The 25,113-nt window shown below is 39.5% G+C and carries 17 protein-coding genes; 8 read left to right on the top strand and 9 right to left on the bottom strand.

Features of this window, described 5'->3' with window-relative positions:
- Window positions 1-20: 20 nt before the first annotated feature.
- The 9 genes from BT105_RS05640 to BT105_RS05680 all read right to left on the bottom strand — a co-directional run bounded on the left by BT105_RS05640 (window position 21) and on the right by BT105_RS05680 (window position 12,146).
- Window positions 21-1,757, bottom strand: coding sequence for an ABC transporter ATP-binding protein (locus tag BT105_RS05640; RefSeq protein WP_072300050.1), 1,737 nt, complete (start codon window positions 1,755-1,757; stop codon window positions 21-23).
- Between the two features lie 7 nt (window positions 1,758-1,764).
- The gene (locus tag BT105_RS05645) at window positions 1,765-3,528 is read right to left on the bottom strand and encodes an ABC transporter ATP-binding protein (protein WP_072299829.1); all 1,764 of its coding nucleotides are present in this window, start codon (window positions 3,526-3,528) and stop codon (window positions 1,765-1,767) included.
- A 78-nt stretch (window positions 3,529-3,606) separates the two neighbouring features.
- Window positions 3,607-5,508 carry a GLUG motif-containing protein gene (locus BT105_RS14800; protein WP_072299830.1) on the bottom strand — a complete coding sequence of 634 codons (1,902 nt, stop codon included), beginning with the start codon at window positions 5,506-5,508 and terminating at the stop codon, window positions 3,607-3,609.
- A 705-nt stretch (window positions 5,509-6,213) separates the two neighbouring features.
- On the bottom strand, window positions 6,214-7,641 hold the full coding sequence (locus BT105_RS05655; RefSeq protein WP_072299831.1) for a tyrosine-type recombinase/integrase: 1,428 nt from the start codon (window positions 7,639-7,641) through the stop codon (window positions 6,214-6,216).
- A 131-nt stretch (window positions 7,642-7,772) separates the two neighbouring features.
- Window positions 7,773-9,128, bottom strand: a complete 1,356-nt coding sequence (locus tag BT105_RS05660) for a relaxase/mobilization nuclease domain-containing protein (RefSeq protein WP_072299832.1) — start codon at window positions 9,126-9,128, stop codon at window positions 7,773-7,775.
- Window positions 9,089-9,418, bottom strand: a complete 330-nt coding sequence (locus BT105_RS05665) for a plasmid mobilization protein (RefSeq protein ID WP_072299833.1) — start codon at window positions 9,416-9,418, stop codon at window positions 9,089-9,091. Before BT105_RS05665 ends, BT105_RS05660 begins: the two co-directional genes overlap by 40 nt.
- Before the next feature lie 493 nt (window positions 9,419-9,911).
- The gene (locus BT105_RS05670; RefSeq protein WP_177243937.1) at window positions 9,912-11,387 is read right to left on the bottom strand and encodes a DNA primase family protein; all 1,476 of its coding nucleotides are present in this window, start codon (window positions 11,385-11,387) and stop codon (window positions 9,912-9,914) included.
- A complete protein-coding gene (locus tag BT105_RS05675; protein ID WP_072299834.1) occupies window positions 11,341-11,946 on the bottom strand; it encodes a CHC2 zinc finger domain-containing protein in 606 nt (201 codons plus the stop codon). Before BT105_RS05675 ends, BT105_RS05670 begins: the two co-directional genes overlap by 47 nt.
- The gene (locus BT105_RS05680) at window positions 11,943-12,146 is read right to left on the bottom strand and encodes a helix-turn-helix domain-containing protein (protein ID WP_242940092.1); all 204 of its coding nucleotides are present in this window, start codon (window positions 12,144-12,146) and stop codon (window positions 11,943-11,945) included. Before BT105_RS05680 ends, BT105_RS05675 begins: the two co-directional genes overlap by 4 nt.
- 58 nt (window positions 12,147-12,204) lie before the next feature.
- Between BT105_RS05680 and BT105_RS14990 the strand changes: the two genes are divergently transcribed.
- From BT105_RS14990 to BT105_RS05715, 8 genes are all read left to right on the top strand, one after another.
- Window positions 12,205-12,354 carry a hypothetical protein gene (locus BT105_RS14990; RefSeq protein WP_177243938.1) on the top strand — a complete coding sequence of 50 codons (150 nt, stop codon included), beginning with the start codon at window positions 12,205-12,207 and terminating at the stop codon, window positions 12,352-12,354.
- A 539-nt stretch (window positions 12,355-12,893) separates the two neighbouring features.
- On the top strand, window positions 12,894-14,396 hold the full coding sequence (locus tag BT105_RS05685) for a class I SAM-dependent DNA methyltransferase (protein WP_072299835.1): 1,503 nt from the start codon (window positions 12,894-12,896) through the stop codon (window positions 14,394-14,396).
- On the top strand, window positions 14,389-15,525 hold the full coding sequence (locus BT105_RS14995) for a restriction endonuclease subunit S (protein ID WP_072299836.1): 1,137 nt from the start codon (window positions 14,389-14,391) through the stop codon (window positions 15,523-15,525). The genes BT105_RS05685 and BT105_RS14995 overlap by 8 nt, the downstream gene beginning before the upstream one ends.
- 15 nt (window positions 15,526-15,540) lie before the next feature.
- Window positions 15,541-16,533, top strand: a complete 993-nt coding sequence (locus BT105_RS05695; protein ID WP_072299837.1) for a PD-(D/E)XK nuclease domain-containing protein — start codon at window positions 15,541-15,543, stop codon at window positions 16,531-16,533.
- A 65-nt stretch (window positions 16,534-16,598) separates the two neighbouring features.
- Window positions 16,599-19,883: a DEAD/DEAH box helicase family protein gene (locus BT105_RS05700; RefSeq protein WP_072299838.1), complete on the top strand. Its 3,285-nt coding sequence runs from the start codon at window positions 16,599-16,601 to the stop codon at window positions 19,881-19,883.
- Window positions 19,884-19,951: 68 nt separating this feature from the next.
- On the top strand, window positions 19,952-23,680 hold the full coding sequence (locus tag BT105_RS05705; RefSeq protein WP_072299839.1) for an nSTAND3 domain-containing NTPase: 3,729 nt from the start codon (window positions 19,952-19,954) through the stop codon (window positions 23,678-23,680).
- Window positions 23,681-23,772: 92 nt separating this feature from the next.
- On the top strand, window positions 23,773-24,450 hold the full coding sequence (locus BT105_RS05710; RefSeq protein ID WP_072299840.1) for a hypothetical protein: 678 nt from the start codon (window positions 23,773-23,775) through the stop codon (window positions 24,448-24,450).
- A 224-nt stretch (window positions 24,451-24,674) separates the two neighbouring features.
- Complete coding sequence (locus BT105_RS05715; protein WP_072299841.1) at window positions 24,675-24,896, top strand: hypothetical protein; 222 nt, start codon at window positions 24,675-24,677, stop codon at window positions 24,894-24,896.
- Window positions 24,897-25,113: the final 217 nt, after the last annotated feature.

Consider the following 25,113-nt stretch of genomic DNA (forward strand, 5'->3'; position numbering starts at 1 on the left):
TTATCAATAATATTTTCTGATTAGCTGAAAACCCATTTCTGATCCTCTGTCTGAGTTTTTACCATTTTAGCAAATATGCCGTTCTTTTGCATAAGCTCCTCAGGCTTGCCCGACTCTTTTACAACTCCGTCTGACAGGACAACTATCTTGTCTGCTCCTGAAACTGTTCTCATTCTGTGAGCAATTACCATGACGGTCTTGTCCTTGATAAGCCGTGAAAGAGCCGTCTGTATTGCGGTTTCATTCTCCACGTCAAGGCTTGCCGAAGCTTCGTCAAGGAGTATTATGGGAGCGTCCTTGAGGAATGCTCTTGCAATTGAGATACGCTGGCGTTCGCCGCCCGAAAGCTCGCTGCCGTTTTCGCCTATAACAGTATCATAGCCCTGCGGCAGGCGGCATACGAACTCCTCGCAGTTGGCAAGTCTTGCTGCCTGTATTACTTCCTCGTCAGTTGCGTCCTTTCTGCCTATGCGGATATTGTCCATTATGCTCTGATTGAACAGGGTAACGTCCTGAAATACAATAGAATAAGCAGAGAAAAGCGTTTCAGGATCAATTTTTGAGATATCCATGCCGCCGAGAGTAATTTTTCCGCCAGTAACGTCCCAGAACCTTGCCGCAAGCCGTGAAACCGTTGTCTTACCACCTCCAGACGGACCTATCAAAGCTGTTACCTCGCCTTGCTTTGCAGTAAACGATACATCGTCAAGAACTGCCGTATCGTCATTGTATGCAAATGAAACGTGGTCGAATGTGATATCATAACCCTTATTAGTCATCTGCTCTGAGCCCGTTTGTACCTCATGTGAAAGTACTTCGTCAAGGCGCTCACACTGTACCAAAGTTGCAATTATAGCCGCAAAATTTTGCAATGTTATCTGCATAGGATCATAAAGTCTCGATACCAGCATGAGGAACATGAAAAACGTCAGCAGGTCGATAGTTCCCTTTGCAAGCAATACTCCACCTACAAGGGCAGTAGTCGCTATGCCAAGCTTTAGAATAATCGCTGCCGAATTTACGCATACCGCAAGCTTCAATTCCGTGAAAAGGGCTTCTTTTTCCACTTTTTTGATCTTGACGTCAAGTCCCTCCATATAGCTGTCCTGTGCGTTGTTTGCACGGAGGTCGCGGACAGCTTCAAGGCATTCCTGTATGCCGTCTGCAAGCTCCAGTTTAACGCCGTTGTTCTTCCTGACAGCTCTTTTCTGATAGCCTGCCGAAGCCCATACAAGCAAAAATGAAACAGGTATTACCCAGAAGCTTGCCAGAACCATGCGCCAGTCAAAGAAGATGAACATACTTATTCCCACAAGTGAAGTTGAAATTATCGCACCGATAAGCTCGGGTATCCAGTGGCTGGAAGCCGTCTCGATCATAGCGCAGTCCGCCATGATAGTTGTTGTCAGGTCAGCTATATTCTTCTTGCCAAAATAGGAAAGTGGCAGCTTTCTAAGCTTTTCCGCAAGAGAAGTTCTTCTTATACCGCTTTCCTTGTAGGTAGAAAGAAATGTAGCGTTGTACTGGATAAAATTCGTCAGTGCGATAAGTGCAAGAACAATTATTGAGGCAATCACATAAAAGGGTATGCGTTCCTTTGTAAGATTATCATTCAGCATATCCTTTATCAGCGTGTACAGTACGCCTGCTGTCATCATAAATGACATATTCGTGACCGTAACGCTGATGCAAGCTTTTACCATATCAGCCGCGCCCTCACGGGAAAGGGCGAATGTATGCTGTAATTTTTCAATTATCTTCATTTCACGCACCCACCTTCCAGTTTATAGAACGGCTGTATTCGTCAAACATCTGCCTGTAAAGTCCGTTTTGCTCCATGAGTTCACTGTGAGAGCCCTGCTCGCAGACGCTGCCGTCTTTCAGTACATAAATGCAGTTGGTGTTCACAACTGTGCTTAGCCTGTGGGCTATCATGATAACGGTCCTGCCCTTTGCAAGCTCACCGAAAGCCGCCTGCACTTTGTTCTCGTTGTCGGGATCGGCAAAGGCTGTAGCCTCGTCAAGAATGATTATAGGAGCGTTTTTCAGTATAGCTCTTGCAATTGATATTCTCTGCTGCTCACCGCCCGAAAGATATATGCCCTTTGCACCTATGACTGTATGTATACCCTGCGGCAGCTTTTCGATGATATCCATACACTGTGCCGTTTCGAGAGCCTGCATTACCTCTGCTTCTGTGGCTTCGGGACGGGCAAGACGCACATTTTCGAGTATTGACGCTTTCAGCAGGCGGCTGTCCTGAAAAACGAATGAAACCTGCTTCATAAGCTCCTCCTGCGGGATATTTCGGATATCCGCGCCGCCTATGAATACAGAACCCTCCGTAACATCAAAGAAACGGGCTATAAGCTCCGCGGTTGTGGTCTTTCCTCCGCCCGAGGGACCAACAAGTGCGATGTGCTCACCGCTGCCGATTTTTATATTCAAGTCTTTTACGGCATAATCCGCAGAATCCTTATACTTAAAGCTCACGTTTTTAAGCTCAACTGAGTTATCTTTGGGCAGCTCCGCTTTTTTTGCTTCTGCAAGAGGCTGTATATCGAGGATACTATCCATGCGCTTCAGTGCGTCTACGACCACCATTTCCTGCTCTCCCGAATAGGCTATTTTTGTTAGAGTAACTGTCAGAAGCGGAGTTACTATGATGTAATACATCACGTTGAGTATCATTTCCGAGGTAACGCTGCCCTTTGAAAGCACATAAGCTCCGAGAACAAGAAAGGCAAATACCGCATTTATGCAGGTCATAAACATGGTCATAGGCATACGGAGCATTAAAGTGTAGGCAGTTACCCACTTGCTGTAGCCGTCGATAGCCTCCTTGAAGCGGCGGAATGAATGTACGGACTGACCAAACACCTTTACAACAGGCACTCCGCGGACGTATTCCGTAGCTTCGCTGCTCATGGTATCAAGTGCGTTCTGGTACTCTGCCATTTTCTCCTGCATTCCTTTGCCCATCATGCTCATCATAAAACAAAAGCCGATAAGTGCAGGGATAAGGCAGATAAGTCCGAGCTTCCAGTTGAACGCTCCGAGAAGTATCAGCAATCCCACAGGAGTAGCCGCTGCAACAGCTTTATCAGGAAGATTATGTGCAATGAAGCTCTCTGTTGCGGCAGTTGATTCATTGACGGTACGGCGTATTTTACCCGTACCGTCCTCATCGAATACTCCGAGTGGCAGAGTGAGGATACGTCGCATAAGTCTGCTCCTCATATTAGCCTGAACACGGAATGCCGCGATATGAGTACACATCAGGGCGGCAATATAGACAAGCAGAGCAGCCACAGTTATGCCTACTGCCTGCCATGCTATACCTGCGATCTTTGATAATTCCTCGCCCTTTACAGCTATACGGATTATCTTCCAAAGATCGTAAAAAGGAACAAGTCCCATAAACGCACTGACCGCCGCAAGTATACGTCCGACAGTGATAAGGTGTCTGTGTCCGCCTGCATATTCGTTCAGAATTTTCATTACTTTAGGGTTGCTTTCTGTTTTCATGCTTTTCTCCGTTCGTAATCAGATAAAAGAGCTTATACTTCCGCATAAGCTCTTTTATCGTTTATAATATCCTTTAGGTCAGGCTGCTGATTTTTCTTCCTCATTCTCTCCCTGATCGGCACTTTCGTACATCTTATCGGTCTTTCCTATTTTATCTGTAAGTTCGGAACCATCATATGTAATACTTGCCTCACAGCTTTCGATAACGCTGTTCTCAGCACGGCCTGCAACTGCGCCGGGAGTTACTGCACCTACTATTTCACCATTCACAGAGCAGTCAATTATCTTGAAAGCAGTTTCTTCTCCGTAATAATAAAGTCCAGTACCGATAAGTCCGCCAACATGAGTTGCATTCGTTACATTCATTTTAACAGTGATATTGCAGTTTTTGATAATACCGGGATATTCATGGGTTTCAATACCCTCAGTTTTAAGAGCTACATCACCTTTTGAATGTGTTCCGCTGTATCCGCAGAGACCGCCGATAGCGTGACCGCCCTTTGCTGAGATTATCTCAACATCTGCCGTACAATCGCTGACACTGTCCATCATTTCAAGGCAGCCTGCAATGCCGCCAAGACCTACAGGTTCATTGCCCTCTGCAACTATCTTTCCCTTTGCGGTACAGTTTTCCATAGTACCGCCGAAGCTTCCTCCTATGATAAGACCGCCGCACTCCGCAACATCACACTGGATTATCCTGCCTGATGAGAAATCATTATCGCCGAGAACTTTTACTGTAGTGCCGTCCACCTTACAGTCGTGAACGTGCTTTGTAGAACCGCCTGCAATACCGCCTACAGCATTTACACCTGCAATTTCGTTTTCGCCTGTAAGGACAACATCGTGTATTTCACCCATATTGTAGCCTACAACGGCGCCAACAGCCATTGAAAAAGTATCAGTGCAGCGGATATTGATGTTTTCGGCAGTAAGATTCTTTACTTCGCCAAGATTCATACCGATTATGCCTGCACCGCAAACAGGAGTATTAGTTGTATAAGTTACATTTGATATCTTGTGTCCCTGGCCGTCGAACACGCCCTGAAACATACAGGAATGATCTTCCATGTTCTCAAGATTCATTGTGCCGATAGGAGTCCATTCAATATCAGTGCAGTCGATATCATTGGTAAGTACAACAGTTTTCCCTGCATATCCGTCCTTTGAACCGTCAGAGACGCTCTTTGCAAAGGCTGTGAGCTCCTCGGCAGTTCCTATTTCAATCTTATCACCGCTTTTCTGTTCAGTCATTTCGGAAAGATTTTCCTCGGCGAAAAGTGTGATACAATCGGTGATGAGCTTTTCATCGCAGTCGGCAGGTATACCTGCTGCCAGCCAGTAAGCATAAGCGCCCTTGTCGTACTCAGCAAGAGCGTCCATATCACTTCCGTAACGGAATTCAATGTGATATGTTGAAGCAGGAGTATCGGGCATCATCAGAAAGTATCTGAACTCGCCTGCGTCCTTATCTGAGGTCTCATAGAGATAACCGTCCATCATGCCACCTAAAGAAAAGTTCTTAACGAATTTATATTCATGCTCGAACACCTTTTTGCCGCTGTCATCAAGTCCTGAGATATTGCTGCCGTTAAAAACGAACTGCTTTACGCCGTTAATGAAAAAGCAGTCGAACTGAATATTTTCAGTGTTTGCATAAGCTTTTACAGCTTCTTCGCCATAAACATTACCCGTACAGGAGTTTTTCAGCATTTCAGCTGTACTTTCAGCCATATCCTTGCCTACGAATTTTCCGCAGTTATCGAGCCATATCTGATCGTATTTTGGATCGCAGATAACAGTAAAAAGCTCGTCATAAGTGCCCTTTACATCTTCAAGAAGCTGATCCGCAGGCGAAAGCTTTTCGGCTACAGTCGTTGCCTCTGTTTTAACAGAGTCAGAACTGCTGCTCTCAGAGCCGCAGGCACATAATGATACCGCCATTGCCAGAACTGCTGATATAGTTACTAATCTTTTCATTAATATTCTCCTTTTGTTATGTTGAGCTAACTGCTATGTCAAATAATAAGCAAAGAGCTTATCATCGCTCCTTGCTGTATTTGCACCGTTGTATATATTATCACAGAGATCTTTTAATGTCAATAGAACCAATCGAAATTTGTTATACTATACAAACAATTATGATTGTGCTTTGAATTTTTTATAGGTTACAACCTTGTTCTAAACTCTTTATATTTGCTTCTTTGGTCAACAAAATCTTATAAAATGTCGAATTATCCAAAAAATCACGGTCAACTTATGGTCAACAAAATCAAAAATAACTGCTGAAAATCAATTGAAATTACCTGAAACAACAATAGTTAAAAGTTCTAAAATCCGCGTAATACCGTAGTTTAACAGCGGTTATTCATAATTACTATATACGGTTGTTCGTCTTCGTAATGAGCAGGTCGCAGGTTCGAGTCCCGTCACAAGCTCCAAGCAAATGGCTTAACCACGCGGTTTATGGACTGCGTGGTTAAAATTTTATATACCGTTTTTCTCTAAAAATGTCATTTTGGTTCTTACGTAAGAACCAAAAATATGAGTATTTTCTTCCAGTACACTATTTGTCCAAATAGGCGTTTGGTTCTTATTTGGTTCTTATTGGTTCTTACGCAATATAAATCACAATAAAAAAAGACAGCAGCCAGAGATAATACTTCTCTGGCTGCTGCCAATTCTTTATGCGGATTTATCCTTCTTTTTCTTTGAGAACAATGACAGATCCATCGCTTTCGCTGCCATTTCGTCTGCTCTCTGTATAACATGGGTATAAATATCATTCGTTACGGTAGTGCTGTTGTGTCCGAGCCTCTGAGAAACTACTTTCAGAGGAATGTCGTTCATGATCATAATAGTTGCTGCGGTATGGCGCAGAGTGTGTACGTGAACTTTATCAAAATGATGTTCTTTACAGAATTTACGGAACCAGCTTGAAAACGTATCAGGTCTCAGCCAACCGCCAAAATCATTGGTGAATACCTTTCCTGTTTCAATCCACTTATTTCCAAGGTTATACTTGTACTCGTCCTGCCATTTCTTGTATTCATGCAGCATTTCTATGACGTTATCAGATATCTTTATATCTCTGATAGAAGATTTTGTCTTTGGAGTTCCTTCAACAAGTCCGAATTCCTTCGTATAGGTAAGATTTTTCCTTACGCATACAAGAAGTGCATCTTCATCTATATTTTTCCAATTCAGGGCACAGAGCTCTCCTCTTCGCATTCCCGTAAACAAACATAGCATCGTAGCCGTTCTGAACGGTTCAGGTGCATCTTCGAGTTCATCTAAGAGGCGAAGTGCTTCTGATTCGTCAAGAAACACTGCTTCAGGTTTTGGTGCTTTAGGAAGTCTGACTCTTGTACATGGATTTACAGGAACAATATTCTGAGTTACTGCGTGTTTAAAGATTCCTGATATAATAGCGTGATATCTTTTTACAGTCGCCACACTAACATTATCTCGTTTTACATCATTAAAAACCTTTTTGTATTCCAGTCCAAGGGCATCTGAAATCTTCTTTGCACATTTTACACTGATTGCTTTGCCCTTAAGAAGCACTTTTATAGTAGTCAGAGAAACCTCTGCTTTTCTGGAAAGCTCCGACTGTGTTATTCGCTCATGTTTATACTTCTTTCCGTCATAAACAAGGATATATTTTTTGAAATCAATAGTAGGTGTTACAGCTTCGTTTGTTTTAACTGCCCTTCCAAGCAATGAAGCATAAAAGTCGCTCAAGTGATGCGGCTGTATCTTGTTCAGACTAATGTGACCGATGCTTTTCAGAACATTCTTCAGCATTGCCTTATAGCTTGCCAGAGTTGTCTTTTTCAAGCTTACCTCAGCATATTCCCTTAACCACATTTCATACAGTTGTCTGAATGTAATACTGCTGTCAACTGTAAGTCCGAGATCGCATTCAGACTCAAACAGCGCTGCTTGTTTCTGAACTTCTTTTTTTAATTGAGCCTTTGTAAGTCCTTTCGGCGGTTTCCATGTTTTTACTATAACATTCTGTTTCCCGTCAGAGTTATATCCCTGAGAAACACGAAATCTGTAACTTGTTACTTCGCCGTTTTTATTACGACGTTCTTCTATTCTTGCCATAGTATCCTCCTTACATAAATGATAGGTTTTTACTTGTAGTTTATCGCTTTAAAGCATAGCATTAACTCGTGGAACTGTCAAGACGTTTTACATAATATTTTTCATTTAACAATTCTTTTGCCTGATTATGGTTATTCAAGCTCATAAGAGCGTTTCCTGTCACGACTGCGATCATGCTGGTTATCTGAGTTAAGAAAGCGATCGATATTATTTTTCATCTTTCTCAGTTCATCAAGTTGTGGTCTCTCGTTTTTTATCTCAGCCCAGAGCTTGTCTGCTTCTGTTTTCAGTTTTTTCTGTTCTGCCCTGAGTTCTTTGATAAGCGGAAGCTTTTTATCTCCGAAAGCCTTTTTAATTGACCTCTCGGCGGCAGCATAAAGGATAAACTCAGCTTCATGTTCGTGCCTGTACTTTTCCTTGCCGAAATGCTTTGGAACACCTTCAACAACAGGTTTGGTCTTCCTGTAAACTTCGATATCCTTTATCTGTTCTTCCAGAACCTTTATGCGCTTTTCATTTGCTTTGGATCTTTCTTTTTTCTTATATAGCTTATCTGACAATTCGGATATTTTTGAGTCAAGGGTGGAAATATCGGAAATATTGTTTTCCGAAAGATAGTTTACAGTCTCAGCCACAAGTTTGAGGTTGAATACCTTTGCCCAGTTCGCATATCCTTTGGATTGCATAGCTTTTATATTATTTTCGATATCAATAACAAGGCTGTTTCTAATATCAGGCTCTTTAGATGATAACCTGACGGATTCGCCTGCAATTCTTTTTCTGATACTTTCCTCGGTATAATGATCGCCAAGTGTCTTTGAACGTGTAAAACGCTCCTGACCTTCGGCGCGGAAAGAAATATACTTACCGCACTTGATCTCATATTTCTCCTTATCCATAAGGAACAGGAACTCGTCCCAGTTTCTTGCTTTCAAGATACAATAATCAATAGTCTTACGGAGCTTAGACTTCCAGCTCTGACCTTTCTTGTCAAGCAGATGTTCATAATGACTTTTTCCTTTGCTTTGAGGAATAGTGATGACCGACAATCCGTTTTCACTGCAAAGAATATCGTTATGCCTTTTGATATACCGATAGACCGAAGCTGTACAATGAAATTTTTTATAATCTGTAAAACTCACAGAATTGAAAACGATATGATTGTGGATATGATCTTTGTCAATATGCGTCGCAACTACATACTGAAAACGATTTCTCAGAACCTTGTCTGCAAGTTCAACTCCGATCTTATGAGCAGTTTCATAATCAACTTCACCCGGTGCAAATGATTGGATAAGGTGAAATGCAAGAGTGCCGCCGGGCTTCATTGCATTTCTGCGGACCTGTTCAAATTCTATAGCAGCAATTTCGGGGGAACATCCATAACCTGTTACAAGCAGATTATCATCTGTCTTACTTTTATTCTCAATATAGTTGAGGGCATGGATCAGAGTAGTCGTAATTCTATGGATTTTAGTAATTGCCATATTTCCTCCTGTGTCTGTTTTATCTGCTTCATATCTTCTGCATAAATGTTATCGGTAGCATTGATACGTTTTGCTATCTGATTGATATTTCTTGATACGCCTGATATGGAATTCCCAATATCATTGAAAACAGAATAATCCACTTTTATGATACGTCCTTCAAGTGCCATCTTTCTCAGATAGAGCGATTGATTGTTCATATTGATTTTTTCCATTTTCAGTCTGATAGCTGCAAGCTCGTCGTCATCAACATAGAAATTTATCATGTGTTTTCTTACACGGTTTGCCATAGATGCCTCCTCATAAAAATGTTTGTAAACTTCGGATAAAAGGGTCTGGGAATCTCCCAGCAAGCTGTGCTGCCTGTGATACGATTTTCTTGAAAAATCGAAAGTGTAATGACACAGGCGATGCTTGCTAATCACCTGAATGCACTTAGTGCCTGACTGCTTTTTCGGGATATTCTGAAAACTTCAGAATGCTATTTCAATAAAAAATATCATTTCTGTTGCTCAGCCCAAAAGAGAAATTAACATTTTTTCAGCCTGATAAGCATCAGAACACAGCTTTGGGAGTTCATTTGCCCTTTCTGAAAATTCTGAAATGGATTTCAAAAATGCTGTGTATGCTGCACATGGTGTGTAATCGCCTATATATCGCGGTTTATTTTACACACCTGCTGCATCATGCCTGCACCACTGCTGTACACGAGGTGTGTAAAAGGAATGCCGTAAAATAGGCAAAAACTGACTTTTTACACACCTACACGGCATTTTTTCAATTTCATCTGAGATTATTTCTGTAGGTCGTATCGAGCCCGCGATAACCTCTAGCTCTTTTACAGTCATCATGGCTCTGAACATTTGTACAATATTCAAGTTCATATTTACTGTGATGCTGTTTCAGCCATTGATTAAACGGATCTTTTTTCATAGGTTCAGTGCTGTTAAGAGCACACCAGTGACAATAACCGCTGTACAAATCTGCTGTGGAGCATTCCAGTAACGGATCAAATTTTACAAATTGTTCGTCCTCAAGGAAACTGATAATGTTGCTGTTATCTTTCATGCTGTTCCTGAGATTTTCTGCTGTCCTCTCACTGATAGTAAAGCTGAAATTGTTATCCATAAGTCTCCGCAGACCTTCAAGTGACCACAGAAGTATTCCTTCCTTTTCGGAAATAAATTTCTCCACAAGGAAAGGATCATCAACTCTGTTTTCGGGTTTAGGTTTCGTGGTAATAATTATCTGCCTGCGGAAGAAGCCGTCGGACTTATCCGTAAGAGATTTCAGTGAACCGTTTCCGAATGACATCAGCTTAGCATAGATGTTTGCTGAATAAGGTTGTATGCCTTTCTTCTCGATAAGCATTTTCCCTTCGTTTGTGATAATTGTTTTCAGCACGTTTGTCTCGGAGAGCTTGTCCATTATCATGTCATCATCAAGGAAAAGATATGCGTTCTCAAGTGCGGCACGGGCAAAGCGATTTGTTTCAAGAGTATACAGGTTTCCCGTTGACATTGTCCTGCCGTAGATGTTTTTCAGCAGAACTCCTATACGGCTCTTACCCTCTCCGCCGTTGCCTATCATGGTAAGCATCTTCTGCGCCTTTGTACTTGGTATCAGCAGATATCCGAACCATTCCTGTAACGTAAGAATATCCTCAGGTATCAGAAGCTCCGACAAAAATGACAGAAACTTTTCTGGCGGAGCTGCACCAGGATTATAGCTGTTATTGATACGTCCGAAGCAGAACTTTTTCTCATAAGTGAACTCCAAGGTTGCTGCATTTAATGTTCCGTTTAATAAGTGTATCTCATTCATGTCGGGAACTATTTCCTCGGAATGTGCGTCCAGCTTCAGAGCCTGACACAGCTGCTTTACCTTGCCTGCGACACCTTTCTGGATATACGGTTTCAGCTTCTCATAGATGAGCTTTTCAATATAGATATCCTCGATAACTCCGTCAAAGCCAATGAACTGATTGTTGATGCAGATTATCCTGTGCTCGGATAAAAATTCCTCACAGAAGATTATCTCATTTACGCTCTTGTCATCAAGCCATACGGGAGCTGTATCTGTGGCAAAAGTAGTATCAGAAGTTGAATATGATTCGGAGTAACTTTGTTCTTCGATGGCAGTATATGCGGTTTCAGTAGCACCGTCCGAAGTAAGCTCCTCAGGTTCAACGTCTATTATAGTCGGTTCTTCATCAGGAAATGACATATTCGCTGCTTCGTCCTGCGGTACTATTTCCATAATATTCTCTGACTCTCTTTCCTGCACGTTCCAACACCTCTTTCCTGTTCTCGATAAAGTCTTTTCGCTCTTCCTGTGTTCCGCTGATGAAAATATTGCAGTAATTCTCATATTCGTCCTGATTGTTCAAGCTTTCTACAAACAGCGGACTGGGTTCTTCTCCCTGTGACCTCGGAGCATATTCTTCACGAAATCTGCACAGCAAATGATAATAGTCAGACAATACACGGAAGGCTTTTCCCTCTTTTTCACGCTGTGTCTCCCTCTGTATCACGGGTTTTATGAATGGTTCATTGCTGCTGTGTACGATACCGAAGGCAGAGCAGAGCTGTTTTGCTGCTTCATACTGAGACAGTCCCGTTACCTGAGCCGCAAAAGCTACTGCATCACCGTGAGCTCCGCATCCGAAGCAATAATAGTGGTCGTCGTAAAGCTTCATGGACGGAGTTTTGTCATCATGAAAGATACAGTTTATCATTCCTCTGCAGGTGTCGATACTATACAGTTCCGCCACCTGCTGCATGGTAACACTTTCACGAATCTTTTCAAAGATGTTCATGCAGCATCACCGCCTTCCGGCTCATAGTGTCCGAAAACAGCTTTCATGAGAGCTTCTTCGGAAATGAGGTACTTCTTACCAGCCTTGAAACAGGGCAGGTCTCCCGAAATACACATCTGCCTGATACGGTATTCCGTCAGTCCCTCGATAAGCTTCGCCGCCTCTTTGATTGTAAGCACTTTTCTTTTTGGTGTAGTCATTTTCATGACCTCCTTTAAATAAGATCAGCATTGCTGCTGACATACACTTTTTAGCTGTATGTATAAGCGTTTTGATACGATTCTTTATGCTTACAATAATAACAACGAGGTATCCGATATGCATTTCGGGAACTATTCAATTGTCAAGATACTGTTCTTCTTTGATTCAATTGACGAAGAAAATGCCTTTGAACCTGAAAACGTATAACCATTATAGTTCATTGAAAATGAATAATCAATTGGCAGAATGCAAGAAAAAAATTCTCGGAAAATTGCGATTTTCCGAGAATATCTGCCCTCTCTGATAGGGAGGAGTCAATTGTATAATGTGTCATAAAGCGCGTACAGAACATTTGTTTTATATATTGAAACAGAACAAATGTTTACGTACATATATTTCTCTCTGTTCAAATGTTCGTGTGAGGTTTACACAAATATGTAACGAGATATTTGTAGTTTTATTACAGTGAGGCTGCAACAGGTAAGGGCTATTACCAACGTAGAATAGGCATTTTCTTATTGTGCATTTTTACTCTTTCATGATAGGGATGATTGCATAAAATGGTTATAAAATGCTAACGAATTTGAGATTGCTACTCTTGTTCCTGCCTGTGCTGTAATAAGGGTAGCTATCTTACAAAAGCAGCTTTTGTTTTGATAATATTCACATTTATTCGAGCCTATCTATTGATTAATTGTGCGAAATATGGTATAATTAAATAAATATAAGCATTTTAGGAGAGCAATATGATCACAGGTACTATAAAAAATAAGATAGACAAGCTGTGGGAGGCTTTCTGGACGGGCGGACTTACCAATCCGCTGGACGTCATCGAACAGATAACCTACCTCATGTTCATACATGACCTCGATGACATCGACAACACCAAGAGCAAGGAAGCTATCATGCTCGATCTGCCGTATAAGTCCATGTTTGATGGCAATATCGACATCGGCGGCAGAGAAGTTGACGGCAGCGTGCTCAAGTGGTCGGTGTTCCACGACTTTCCTGCGGAGAAGATGTACAGCACAGTGCAGGAGTTCGTTTTCCCGTTCATCAAGAACCTCCACGATGACAAAAACGGAGCTTACTCCAAGTACATGGCGGACGCTATCTTCAAAGTTCCAACACCGCAGCTATTCTCGAAGGTCGTTGATCAGCTTGACGAGATATTCGAGCAGTCAAAGAAAGATCTCAACTCCGATACTCGCGGCGACATCTATGAGTATCTGCTCTCGAAGCTGTCCACAGCAGGCGTGAACGGTCAGTTCAGAACTCCCCGACACATCATCAAAATGATAGTTGCTCTTATGCAGCCCACTGCCGATGAGGTCATCTGCGATCCTGCCTGCGGAACTTCCGGCTTCCTTGTTGCGGCAGGCGAATGGCTGATAGATAACCGCAAAGAAGAGATATTCTACAACGCACAGAAGAAGTTCCACTATATGAACGAAATGTTCACAGGCTTCGATATGGACAGAACTATGCTGCGTATCGGCGCTATGAATATGATGACTCACGGCGTTGCTAATCCAAAAATCGAGTACAGGGACAGTCTCTCCGACCAGAATCCCGACCGTGAGAAGTTCACACTTATCCTGGCAAATCCGCCGTTCAAGGGCAGTCTCGACGCTGATATAGTTTCAGCTGACCTGCTGAAAATGTGCAAGACTAAAAAGACCGAGCTACTCTTTATTTCGCTGTTTCTGAAAATGCTGAAAATTGGCGGACGCTGTGCGTGTATCGTTCCCGACGGTGTGCTTTTCGGCTCGTCGAAGGCTCACAAGGACATACGCAAGGAACTCATCGACCGAAACCGTCTTGAAGCTGTTATTTCTATGCCCAGCGGCGTATTCAAGCCCTATGCAGGCGTTTCCACGGCTGTGCTGATATTCACGAAGACCGGTCACGGCGGCACGGATAACGTGTGGTTCTACGATATGAAGGCGGACGGATTCTCCCTCGATGACAAGCGTTCGGAGATAACCGAGAACGATATTCCCGATATTATTTCCCGTTTCCATAATCTCGACGGTGAAAAGGACAGGGAGCGCACGGAGCAGAGCTTTTTTGTACCTAAGCAGGAGATAGTTGATAACGACTACGACCTGTCCATAAACAAGTACAAGAAGACGGAATATGTGGCTGTGGAGTACCCTCCCACGGGTGAGATAATGGCAGACCTTGACGGGCTTTATAAGGAACTCGGTGGTGTGCTGTCGGAGTTGGGAGGATTGCTGAATGGCTAAAATAGCGTTTTTAGAAGATGTATGCGACATTCTTGATAGTCAAAGAGTCCCAGTGACAGCAAAAGACCGTACGAAGGGGATATATCCATACTATGGAGCAAATGGAATACAAGATTATGTTGATGATTATATCTTTGATGATGAATTAGTGTTGCTTGCCGAAGACGGCGGTAATTTTGGCTCGAAAGACAGACCGATAGCTTATCGTGTATCGGGAAAGTGTTGGGTAAATAATCATGCTCATGTTTTGAAAGCTAAGGACTGCATTGATGTTGACTATCTTTGCTATTCTATAATGTTTTATGATGTTAGTTCAATGGTCAACGGTGCCACAAGACAAAAGCTTAATCAAGCTACTATGCGAAAAATGCTTATTCCCTTGCCAAGCATAGAAAGGCAGTTAGAAATTGTAGCCAACCTCGACAAAGCAACCCACACCATAGACCTCTGCAACGCTATCCTTGAAAAGCTTGACCTGCTTGTCAAATCACGGTTTGTGGAGATGTTTGGGGAGCCAAGTGCTAATCCAAATAAATTTGCTATAGTACCATTTGAAAATGTTGTGCAGTACATGGGAGATATTGGTTCAAATGGTGCTAATAAAGTAGTTGTTGAGCATTTGAATATGAAAGACGAAGAAGATTATGCTTTAATGGTTAGATTCTTGAATTTTACTAAAAATGATTTTTCTCAGGACGTAAAATATATATCAAAAGAATCCTATGATTTTTTCAAAAAATCGCAGATATTTGGTGGTGAATTAGTGTTTTGTAAAATCGGAAGTGCTGGTTTAAATTATGTTATGCCATATCTTAATAGACCAGTATCATTAGGCTTGAATCAAATTATGGTAAGAATAAATGATAAGATTTTAATGCCTTATTTGTATCAGTATTTGCATACAGAATACGGAGAACTATTGATTTCGGGATGCATAAATGGTGCTGTTACAAAGTCAATCACAAAAACTGAATTAAAAAAAATACCTTTGATGTTACCACCAATAAACCTACAACAACAATTCGCCGCCTTTGTAGAGCAGACCGACAAATCGAAATTGGCAGTCAAGCAGGTGCTTGAAAAGGCTGAAACGCTGAAAAAAGCACTTATGCAGGAATACTTCGGATAATATAGGAGAAATAATATGAAAAATTCAGCATTGATATTATGGAATTTACAAGATATAATAAATACTTTGGTTGCACATCATCCGGAAATCAAAGCAGTTTACTTATTTGGTTCCCGCGCTTATAAAACGGGAAGTTACAGATCTGATATTGATTTACTGGCTTTTACAGATGGTGTCATTTCTACATCGGATGTTAATTCATGGTTGCATGATGAATATCCTCCTGTGGATTTGTTTACTTCATATGACGAAAAGGTTGCTTCATCAGTTATAAACGGAAGTAATGTTGTATTCAGAAATGACGGTAAAAATTCTAACCTTATTGAACAACTGGATGCAATCTTGCTTTGGGAAAAAGACAACGGTTTCTCGGAAGAATATTCAAATTGGGAAATTCAAACTTTAAAGGATATCGACTTTAAAATGAGTATCATTCCGTCTTTCCCAATGGACAATAATGCCGAAACACTGAATAAAGCTCTGGCAAATCTTGCAACTTCAGGAATAAAACCATATTTTGCAGGTAGCACATGGCAAGAAATAGCAGACAGTATTACCAAAATGATAGAAATCGCTATGAAAAAGCCATTAAACTTTCAAAGAAATGCAAAATCCTTTTCTTTTGATACAATCAAAATCAATAATGAATATGATTTTCAGAATATGATTCATTTAATACTTCGCCCAATATACCCTGATATTTGCCCCGAAAATTTAATGATTACAATTGATGGAGCCAAAAAATATGCGGATTTCGGAATAGCTGATAATAAAATTGTTATTGAAGCTAAATGGATCAACACTTCTAGCAAGAAGGCTGAAGTATTAAAAACTTTAGATGGACTGAAGAATTTTTACTCTGAAAACAGTAATGTTAAAAGCCTTATATTTTTGATTCTTTATAAAAGTGATGTCCCAATTGATGAACAAATGTTAAATTATAAATTTTCTTATGAAAAATCAACGCCGCAAGTTATTGTCAGATTTATAAAAAATGTATTTGAATGATAAAGTTTAATAATCATTAAACGGTTCTGATGTAAGAATAGTTCTAATAAAGGAGCGTGACATCCATGACCAACTTCGACTTTCTCAAAAACGAGCCGCAGTTCACGGCTTTCGCCGATACAGCAATAGTAGCCGAGAAAACGCTCGGTATCGACGCGAATATCTGCGTCCAGACCTGCCGCAGCGCTATGGAGTTTGCGGTCAAATGGATGTACTCCGCCGATTCCGACCTAGAAACGCCTTACGATGACAGGCTCAATAATCTCATTAACAACGAGGATTTCCGCGATATCGCAGGCGATGATATTTGGCGCAGGCTCGACTATATCCGCAAATGCGGCAACAAGGCTGTGCATGATAACTCCAAGCGCACCGAGGAGGAAGCTCTGCTCTGCCTTGAAAATCTGTTTGTGTTCACGGACTTCCTCGCCTATTGCTACGGTGAGGATTACAGCGGCAGTGATTTCAATGCCGAGCTTTGCAAGTCCCATAGTGCAGGCTCTGCCCCTGTCCTTCCCGATGTTGACCTCGAAGCCCTCAAAGCCGAAAATGCCGAGCTTCGCGAGCAGCTCACCGCTCAGCGTATCGACCGTGAGCAGACCTATGTCAAGAAGCCGCTGGAGCTCTCCGAGTACAAGACGAGAAAGCTGTATATCGACGTTATGCTCCGGGATGCAGGCTGGACTGAGGGCAGCGACTGGCTCAACGAGGTGGAGCTGCCCGGTATGCCTAACAAGTCCGAGGTCGGTTATGCGGACTATGTTCTCTACGGTGACGACGGCCGTCCGCTGGCAGTAGTCGAGGCAAAGCGTACCTGCGTGGACGTGTCAAAGGGACGTCAGCAGGCGAAGCTCTATGCAGACATCCTTGAAAAGAAGTTCGGCAGACGTCCTGTGATATTCCTGACAAACGGCTTTGAAACGAGGATAACTGACAATGTATATCCCGAGCGAAAGGTGTCGAATATCTATTCCAAGCGAGACCTTGAAAAGTTGTTCAACCTCCAGAAAATGCGTGAGAGCCTTGCGAATGTAATGGTCAATAAAGATATTGCAGACAGATACTATCAGGAGGGCGCTATCAAGGCGGTATGTGATACTTTTGATAACAAACACAGACGTAAGGCACTGCTTGTTATGGCAACAGGCTCGGGCAAGACACGAACAGTTGTGGGACTCTGCGATGTTCTGCTGAAAAAAGGCTGGGTGAAGAATATTCTTTTCCTCGCCGACAGAAACGCTCTTGTCACGCAGGCAAAGCGCAGCTTTGTTAATCTGCTGCCTGAACTCTCTGTTACCAATCTCTGCGAAGATAAGGACAACTATAATGCGCACTGTGTCTTTTCGACCTATCCCACAATGATGAACTGTATTGATTCCGTTCACGATGAGGAGGGAAAGCTGTTTACCTGCGGTCACTTTGATCTTATAATCTGCGACGAAGCACATCGCTCCATATACAATAAATACCGCGATATTTTCACATATTTTGATGCTCCGCTGGTAGGTCTGACCGCTACTCCAAAGGACGAGATAGACAAGAATACATATGAGATATTCGAGCTTGGAAATGGTTCTCCAACATATGGTTATGAGCTGGCACAGGCTGTTCAGGACGGCTATCTTGTCGATTTTCTGTCAGTTGAGACCGAGCTGAAGTTCCTGACAAAAGGAATCGTTTACGATGAGCTCTCTGACGAGGACAAGGAACAGTATGAAAATACATTTGTCGATGAGGACGGTGACATTCCCGAAAAGATAGCTCCGTCAGCACTTAACAACTGGGTAATGAATACGGATACTATCAGGAAAGCACTTGACCTCATTATGAAAAATGGTTTGAAGATTGATTATGGTCAGAAAATCGGAAAGACTATCATCTTCGCAGCCAATCATAATCACGCAGAAAGGATACTTGAAATATTCAACAGCGAATATCCGAAACTTGCAGGATATGCCAAGGTCATTGATAACAGGATAAATTACGCTCAGTCACTTATCGATGAGTTCTCTGATCCTAAGAAACTCCCACAGATAGCTATTTCTGTTGATATGCTCGATACCGGTATTGATGTGCCTGAGATACTTAACCTCGTATTCTTCAAGAAGGTGATGAGTAAGGCTAAGTTCTGGCAGATGATCGGCAGAGGAACAAGACTGTGCCCGAACCTTATAGACGGTGTTGACAAAAACAAATTCTATATCTTTGACTTCTGCGGTAACTTTGAGTTTTTCCGCATGAACAAAGGCAAGGCTACACCTAACCTTATTTGCTTACAGGGAGCGGTATGGTCGCTGAAATTCCAGATGGCGTATAAGCTCCAGGATATAGCTTACCAGACGGATTATTTCATCTCTCTCAGAAAGTCGTTCGTTGATGATATGGCTGAAAGAGTCAGAGCGCTTAACAGGGAAAACTTTGCCGTAAGACAGCATCTGAAATATGTTGAGCAGTATTCCGATATACAGAATTATTCATCATTAAAGTTTGAGGATACGCTTATAGTTGCTGATGAAATAGCCCCGCTTATCCTTTCCTACGATGATGACCCGAAAGCTGTGCGATTTGATGCGTTGATATACGGAATTGAGCTGTCAATACTGGCGGGCAAGGCATACTCAAGGCGCAAGACTGATTTGTACAAAAAGGTCAGTGCAGTTGCAAGCGTTGGTAATATCCCCGAGATCACCGCACAGAAAGACCTTATTGACAGGATACTCAATACTGACCTCATTGAACGTGGCGGCATTGAGGATTTTGAAAACATAAGAGAAAAAATACGCGGACTTATAAAGTACATTCCTGTCGGAAAGATCATATACGAGACCAATTTTGACGACGAGATAATGGATCCGCAGTGGAATGAATCTCAGCTTGATAATGATGATCTGAAAGGCTGCAAATACAAGGCAGAGGAATATATCCGCAAGCATCAGGACGAAGCGGCTATTGCAAAGCTGAAAACCAATCAGCCTTTGAATGCTGAAGATGTTGCTGCTCTTGAGAAGATACTTTGGAGCAATGTTGGTACTCATGAGGATTATGCTAATGAGTATGGGGACAAGCCTCTCGGCGAATTTGTAAGAGGCATAGTCGGACTTGATATGAATGCTGCAAAGGAAGCGTTTTCCGTATTTCTTAATAATACCGCGCTTGACAGTAAGCAGATATACTTCGTTAATCAGATAGTTGAGTATATCGTTCGCAATGGCGTTATGAAAGACTTGTCGATTCTTCAGGAATCCCCGTTCACTGATAATGGCAGCGTAGTGGAGATATTTTCCGATTTAAGTATCTGGCAGAGTATCAAGAAAGCTATCGAAAGTATCAATAATAATGCAGTTGCATGAGAAATCTGTTCGATTATCTTAATTATTTATAATTTTTTAGTGAATTGACATTAAATAGGGAGGCAAATATGTCCTATAAAACAGATATTCAAAATGCGATTTTGCAACTTGAAGGCGGAGCATTTCAAAATCTATGCGACGAATACTTAAATGAATGTGGATACAACAATATAGTATGTTTAGGCTCAAAACCTGGTACAAATAAAACAACTTCCGGAACACCTGATACCTATTGTTGCATTGACAAAAGTGGCAAGTATATATTTATCGAATATACAACGAAGAAAGACTCCATATACAACAAAGTTTCATTGGATATAGATAAGTGTCTTAACGAAGAGTATACACACATAGAACATGATAACATAGCTGAAATTCTATACTTCCATACAACATCAAATCTTACTCCAGAACAAGATAAAGAATTAAAAGAGCGTTGCCAATCTAAAGGAATATTGTTACGAATATATGGTATAGATTGGTTGGCAAATGAACTCCTTAATAATCATAGATACCTTGTAAAACAGCACCTCGGTATAACTATTGCTACAGACCAAATTCTTTCGTATGATGATTATATCAGGAATTATAATAAAGCCAAAACAGCAGCTCCAATTGATACCGATTTTAAATTCAGAACAGAAGAGATACAATCTATATTTAGTGCATTAGATGATCAAAAAGCAGTTTTACTATGTGGTGCTCCTGGTGTGGGTAAAACTCGACTTGCTTTAGAATGCTGTCATAGATATGCCGAAAAGAACAGCTATGAAGTTTTTTGTATCAGGAACAACAACCTTAATATCTATGATGATCTTCATTTATTCTTTAAAACATCAGGCAAATATATGGTTCTTATTGACGATGCAAATGAACTTACACAACTCGAAACGATAATAAACTTCTTTAACGAGCATGACGGCTCTGATTTTAAAATCATTCTAACCGTAAGAAATTATGCTCTTCAAAGTGTAATTACTGAATTAAAGCCCATTACTAATATTAAAGTTCAAACTGTTTCACTGATGAAAGACGACGAAATCGAGGAACTGATTAAGAGTGAATTTAGCATTACCAATCAGTTTTATCTTGATCGAATAACTAAAATAGCTGAAGGAAATGCAAGAATAGCTTTTTGGGCAGGAAAAATCGCAATAGATACTGATTCGTTAGAAGCTATAAACGACGTAACAGATATTTATTCTTCATTTTACGGAAAATACTTATCAAACATCAAAAATGCGGATAAGAAACTGTTTTCAGCTGCAGCTGTAGCTGCCTTTATAGGTGCTATTCACTTGGATAACCTTAATGAATTGATTGATGTTATATCTCTTTGTAATTTAACAGTTGAGGAATTCAAAGAAGCGCTTTTCAAGCTTCATAAGGAAGAAATAATCAATATTTACAAAGAAAAAGCTGTCAGGTTTGCAGATCAGTGCCTATCAAACTATCTTCTCTTCTATGTTTTTATTAAAGAAAAGTGGATAAAACTCTCTGATATGATTAGATATTCATTTAAGGTCAATAAAACACAAACTATCACTTCAATAAATGTTATTACTAACTTGTTTATTAATCACGAAAACCAAGATTACCTGTTTTCGGAAGTTAAAGAATTATGGAACGAATTATCAGAAAAAGATCCTATTTTTTTCTGGGAATACGTTAAAGTGTTTTATAGAGCCAATCCTACAGAAGCCTTATTGTTAGTAAAAGACAAAATCGATAATACTCCGCAGGCTAATACAGCCGTTGAAGATTTGAAAATTGATGATAGAAACAATTCTGTTAACGATGATATACTTGAAATTTTAGGCGGATTTTCAAATACTAATGATCTATCAACAGCTCTTGACTTATACTTCTTATATTATGAGAAGAGACCTGATTTGATAGATCAGTTTTATAATGTCGGCAAAAATTACTATGGAGTAGATAAAGATTCATATAAATTTGACTTTTACACCTTGAAACTGTATATTGAACAACTAATTGAAAAATCTGATAATTGGCGAAATAGATACATATGTAGATTATTCGTAAGTATCGCTAAATATTTCCTTAGATTTCATTTTGACGGACTTGAAACCAGACGTCAATATAGTGGAGTATGGTTTCGCTTAGAATTAGTTAATAGCAAGGGGGTAACTGAGTACCGACGCATGATATGGAATAACCTTAAAGAAATGTACTCTCATGGTATAGAAGTGGAAGCTATTGAAAATATTCTGTATAATTATGGAAATCCGAGCAGTAAAAAAAGTAAAGAAATAATAGAAAACGATCAACCATATATTTTTAATCTGCTTAATCTGTTCAGAAATAAAGAGTCCTATTATTTCTGTTGTATTCTAAGTCATCTTCAAAGTATCTATAAATATTCTGACATAACTCCATCTGAAGAATTCATTGCTTTTTTTCATTCAAAATCATTTGGTCAATACAAGACATTTGGAAAAAGTGACGATGATGATTTAGATTATTTAGAAAAATATGATGAATTAAAAAGGAATGTTGAAGAATATGTCTCTTCTCTTGGCAAAGAAGATTTTTATCATATTATCGACTTTTTCTGTGATTCAAAAGCAAATTTAAACCATTACAATATTAATGCAATCAATTATGCATTCGAGTATATATTAAATCACTCAGACTATTATCTTGATGCCTTGAAATATTACTTTAATAAACAATACAAACAATCACCTCTTAATCCATATACACAGGTCTCATTGATGTTTAAGGTATATTCAGATAGTGATATATGGTCTTTATTATCGGATACTCCCGACAGTATCAGAAATATCTGGCAGTATCACTACTTTGAGGCATTACCCGAGAGATATATTGACTCTGAACATCTACAGAAATGGTATGAATTTTTGAAAGATGATTCAGATAAATACATTCCTTCATCTTCAAACAGACATCTTTTATTCTTAAAAAAATATGCCGATATTGATAATGAAGTAATTATTAAAAGCTGTAATATTATCTTATCTAAGCGCAAATATTCTGAATATATAGTAAAAATCTATATTGATTTACTATTGAATCCATTGCCAGAATCGGTACAAGAAACAATTACGATTTTTTATGGGAATTATGACCTGTTGAGCGAATTGTACCTGTTCAACATTTCAAAAAGGAGTCAAGAGGACTATCACGGAGTTCTACTAAAAGCCCTATATGAAAAGTATCCCGATATACTAAATCTATTATTTGAAAAATGGAAGAATGATGATTCGTTCTTAACACACGATGATACTACCAAATTGAGCAAATTATTTGAACTTGATGATTACTGTTCCATTTTTGATGGTATTATTGATACAATAATTAAGTGTGAAAAAGGAACTCTATTTTTTCAGGAAGATGAACTTAAGAGTTTAGTCTCAATCGGCAATTTGGATGAACAGTATAGGGACAGACCAGATAAATGGATCAATCACTTTATCAGAACTTACTATAACGATGAACAAAGGATGCGTATGATATCTAAAGCCATTTTAGGACTTGACGAAGACAAACGGATTGAATATATAACGCTATTTCTATCATATAATAAGGATTTTAAAATTTTCAAATCATGGCAACTGTTATCATATTCTATGATGTGGTCCGGTAGTGAAGTTCCATTAATTCAAAAGCGTATTGATTACTTAAATCGCCTTTTGCCACTGCTGAATGGTTTGGATTTTTTAAATCACAAAAAATATATCGAAGATGAAATTGAGAACAAAAAGGAGTATATGAATAATGTTGAAATTAACGAGATATTAAGAGGATTATAATTTAACGTTGTATTCCATATATAATATCGGGAAATTATGAGTTGTAATTCGTCTTTCAATGAAAAATTAAGTTTAAGTTGCAGGTGATAAAAATGGAAACATATATGTTTTACAATTATTTAAAATGGAAAAAAGAGTCAAAAAATGATACATTTAATAAATTTTTGAAATTTCCGTTACTCTCAAAAATCGCCATTATTCTTATGATTACAAGTGGGTTACTTTCTTTTATAATGTTATTCTTTTCAGAAATAATAAGTTTTATTTTTATTATAATTGAATTAGCTTTAGGTGTTATAAACTTTATTCATTCTGAAAAAATGCATATTGATAATAGTCCGCAAAAATTTCAGAATTTTAAGAATTACTGTAAAGAACTTAGAATATGGCTTGAAAGCTTTGAATTTCTCCAGGAAGAACAGATATCAATCATGCAAAAAAGAATTAATAATATAGTTGCTGAAGCTAAAGCAAAGTCAAAATCAAGAAAAGAATCTGCTGAAAAATGGCTACAAATTCTAATAATTCCTATTATTTTGGCTGTTGCTAATAGTATTATAAACTCACAAACCGATTTAAATGATATAATAAGTAATATAGTTTCACTTTTGATTATTTTTCTATGTATATATTCAATTGCGATTAGTTTTGTTTCAGTCTTTTCATTTTTTGATAATTGGCAAATCAGTAAATACGAAAAATTCTCGAACGATTTACAAAGCGTGTTAGACATAGAATTTTATTGTAATTCTAAAAATCATCAAAAATAGTTTAGTTAAAAAGAGTAACACTGCAGCTTATTTATGTAAGTAATAATTATAAAACCGTCATAAACGGATTAAAAGGAAAAGACGTGCTTGGAATTCGAATTGCTGAGAATAAAGAAATTTTTATATTAGCAGTTGCACTTGGATTATCTACACCTGCATCATAATATAAAAGGCAAACAGACCTTTCACTATTTACTGCCTTAAAAACAGCAGATCGAGCATTAATGGCAAGTGTACTTCTTGGGACAGTTAAAAACAATGATGAAATTGATTCATATGCGAATTTTGAAGCAAGTACTGATCTGTGTGAACAGTGTGCAGAAGCAGGATATGCTATTTTGCAAAAAAAATATAATGATGCAGAATGTGATGAAGAATTACTTGAAAGGCGATTAATAAAAGAACTTGAGATGTTATATAATAAGTTTATGGTAGAAAATATATAATATGTAAGTAAAATAATCGGGACGATTGTTTCGTCCCGATTATGGCGCAATCAGCAAAAAAGAGCCTGAGAGAGAATAAAAAGATGTTACTCGGTAAAAAACTAATAATGGAGCAAGTTCTTTCATAAATATCGGAAGAATTTGCTTCTTTCTCTATATTTTATAAAAGTATACCTATGGTTCCAGTTAGACTGAATGTTTGTTCAATCGTTTATTC

The sequence above is a fragment of the Ruminococcus flavefaciens genome, from assembly GCF_900119075.1.
Lineage (GTDB): Bacteria > Bacillota > Clostridia > Oscillospirales > Ruminococcaceae > Ruminococcus > Ruminococcus flavefaciens_Q.

Coding starts and splice junctions, on each gene's coding strand:
- BT105_RS05645 (WP_072299829.1), bottom strand. CDS start 3,528: ATGAAAACAGAAAGCAACCCTAAAGTAATGAAAATTCTGAACGAATAT.
- BT105_RS14800 (WP_072299830.1), bottom strand. CDS start 5,508: ATGAAAAGATTAGTAACTATATCAGCAGTTCTGGCAATGGCGGTATCA.
- BT105_RS05655 (WP_072299831.1), bottom strand. CDS start 7,641: ATGGCAAGAATAGAAGAACGTCGTAATAAAAACGGCGAAGTAACAAGT.
- BT105_RS05660 (WP_072299832.1), bottom strand. CDS start 9,128: ATGGCAATTACTAAAATCCATAGAATTACGACTACTCTGATCCATGCC.
- BT105_RS05665 (WP_072299833.1), bottom strand. CDS start 9,418: ATGGCAAACCGTGTAAGAAAACACATGATAAATTTCTATGTTGATGAC.
- BT105_RS05670 (WP_177243937.1), bottom strand. CDS start 11,387: ATGGAAATAGTACCGCAGGACGAAGCAGCGAATATGTCATTTCCTGAT.
- BT105_RS05675 (WP_072299834.1), bottom strand. CDS start 11,946: ATGAACATCTTTGAAAAGATTCGTGAAAGTGTTACCATGCAGCAGGTG.
- BT105_RS05680 (WP_242940092.1), bottom strand. CDS start 12,146: ATGACTACACCAAAAAGAAAAGTGCTTACAATCAAAGAGGCGGCGAAG.
- BT105_RS14990 (WP_177243938.1), top strand. CDS start 12,205: ATGTATAAGCGTTTTGATACGATTCTTTATGCTTACAATAATAACAAC.
- BT105_RS05685 (WP_072299835.1), top strand. CDS start 12,894: ATGATCACAGGTACTATAAAAAATAAGATAGACAAGCTGTGGGAGGCT.
- BT105_RS14995 (WP_072299836.1), top strand. CDS start 14,389: ATGGCTAAAATAGCGTTTTTAGAAGATGTATGCGACATTCTTGATAGT.
- BT105_RS05695 (WP_072299837.1), top strand. CDS start 15,541: ATGAAAAATTCAGCATTGATATTATGGAATTTACAAGATATAATAAAT.
- BT105_RS05700 (WP_072299838.1), top strand. CDS start 16,599: ATGACCAACTTCGACTTTCTCAAAAACGAGCCGCAGTTCACGGCTTTC.
- BT105_RS05705 (WP_072299839.1), top strand. CDS start 19,952: ATGTCCTATAAAACAGATATTCAAAATGCGATTTTGCAACTTGAAGGC.
- BT105_RS05710 (WP_072299840.1), top strand. CDS start 23,773: ATGGAAACATATATGTTTTACAATTATTTAAAATGGAAAAAAGAGTCA.
- BT105_RS05715 (WP_072299841.1), top strand. CDS start 24,675: ATGGCAAGTGTACTTCTTGGGACAGTTAAAAACAATGATGAAATTGAT.